Consider the following 1,798-nt stretch of genomic DNA (forward strand, 5'->3'; position numbering starts at 1 on the left):
AACCTGCTCAACCTCTTCGACCTGCGACCGGGCCGCGCGGCCAAGGTCGCCCTGGTCGCCGCCGCCTCGCTGGCCGTCGGCGCCCCCGGCAGCCGCGGCGCCGCCGCGGCGCGCCCGCCGGCGGCGGGGGTGGCCGGTGCGTGCGCGGCCGTGCTGCCCGCCGACCTCGCCGGGCGCAGCATGCTGGGCGACACGGGGGCCAACGCGCTGGGCGCGCTGCTGGGCGTGTGCGCGCTCGCGCGCTGGGGGCGCACCGGCCGCGGCGCGGCGCTGGCCGTCGTGCTGGCGCTGACGCTGGCCTCCGAGCGCATCAGCTTCAGCCGCGTCATCGAAGCCGTCCCGCTGCTGCGCGAGCTCGACCGCCTGGGCCGCCCGTGAGCCGCCCGTGAGCCGGCGCTGATGCGCGCGCGGTCGGTGGCCGCCGCCGCCGCCTCCGTGGCGCTGCTCACCGTCGCGGCCCGCGTCGCCGGCTTCGGCCGCCTCCTCGCCTTCAGCCAGACGGTCGGCGACACCTGCCTGGGCACGGCGTACCAGACGGCCAACCAGGTGCCCAACGTGCTCTTCGAGGTGGTGGCCGGCGGTGCGCTGGCCGGGGTCCTCGTGCCGCTGCTGGCCACCCGGCTGTCCTCGGCCGACCCCGCCGAGCGCGCCGCGGCCTCGCGCACGGCCTCGGCGGCGCTCACCTGGAGCGTGCTGGCCCTCGTGGTGGTCGCCGCGCTGACCGCCGCGCTGGCCCGGCCCGTCGTGCGGCTGCTGCTGAGCGGGGCGGCCACCGCCGACTGCGGTCCGCAGCTGCTGACCACCGCCACCCTCATGCTGTGGGCCTTCCTGCCGCAGGTGCCGCTCTACGCGGTGGCCGTCGTCCTGGCCGGTGCGCTGCAGGCGCAGCAGCGCTTCACCGCTCCCGCCGCCGCACCGCTGGTCTCCAGCCTCGTGGTGGGCGCCAGCTACCTGCTGGTGGGGGCGCTGGCCCCCGCCGCGGTGGTCCGTGAGGGCCTGGACGGCGTGCCGGGGCGGGCGGTCGCCGTCCTGGCCGGCGGGACCACCCTGGGGGTGGTGGTGCTCGCGCTCACCCACGCGCCGGCGCTGCGCTCGGCAGTGCGCTGGCGGCCCGCGTGGCGCCCGGCCCCCGGCGACGGGGCCCGGCTGCGCTCGCTGGCCCTGTCCGGGCTGGCGGTGCTGCTGGCCCAGCAGGTCGTCACCGTCGCGGTGACGCTGGCCTCCAACGACGGCTCCGCCGGGGCGGTCAACCGCTGGAGCTACGCGTGGGCGATGTTCCTGCTGCCCTACGCCGTCCTCGCCGTGCCGGTGGCCACGGCGGTCTTCCCCCGGCTGGCGCGGGCCGCGGACGGCCCGCGCGCGGAGTTCGCCCGCCTGCTGGCGCCGTCGGTGCGCACGGTGCTGCTCGTCAGCTCGCTGGGCGCGGCCGTGCTGGTCGCGGTGGCGGTGCCGGTCGCGGTCGTCTTCGTCTCCAGCCGGGTCGGCTCCGGGCGCACCGGCGACCTCGCCACCGCGCTCGTGCTCTTCGCGCCCGGCCTGCTCGGCTACGGGCTCGTCGCCCTGCTCACCCGGGCCCTCTACAGCCTCGGCGCGGGCCGTCCGGCGGCCACGGGCACCGTCGCCGGCTGGGCGCTGGTCCTGCTCGGCGTGCTCGTCCTGCCGCTGCTGCTGCCCGGCGACCGCGTCGTCAGCGCCCTGGCCGCGGCGCACACGGCCGGGCTGAGCCTGGCGGGCCTGCTGCTGCTGCGGGCGGTGCACCGGCAGGTGGGCCCGGGGGCCCTGGCGGGCCTGGGGCGGG

The 1,798-nt window shown here is 79.4% G+C and carries 1 protein-coding gene and 1 pseudogene; both read left to right on the plus strand.

Annotated features, from left to right (window positions below; all coding sequences use genetic code 11):
- Positions 1–378: pseudogene (locus GTQ99_RS22840) on the plus strand (hypothetical protein); the annotation flags it as partial.
- A gap of 21 nt (positions 379–399) precedes the next feature.
- On the plus strand, positions 400–1,798 hold a 1,399-nt coding region (murJ, locus tag GTQ99_RS22845; RefSeq protein ID WP_166617958.1), incomplete at its 3' end, for a murein biosynthesis integral membrane protein MurJ.

The sequence above is a fragment of the Kineococcus vitellinus genome (assembly GCF_009906315.1).
Lineage (GTDB): Bacteria > Actinomycetota > Actinomycetes > Actinomycetales > Kineococcaceae > Kineococcus > Kineococcus vitellinus.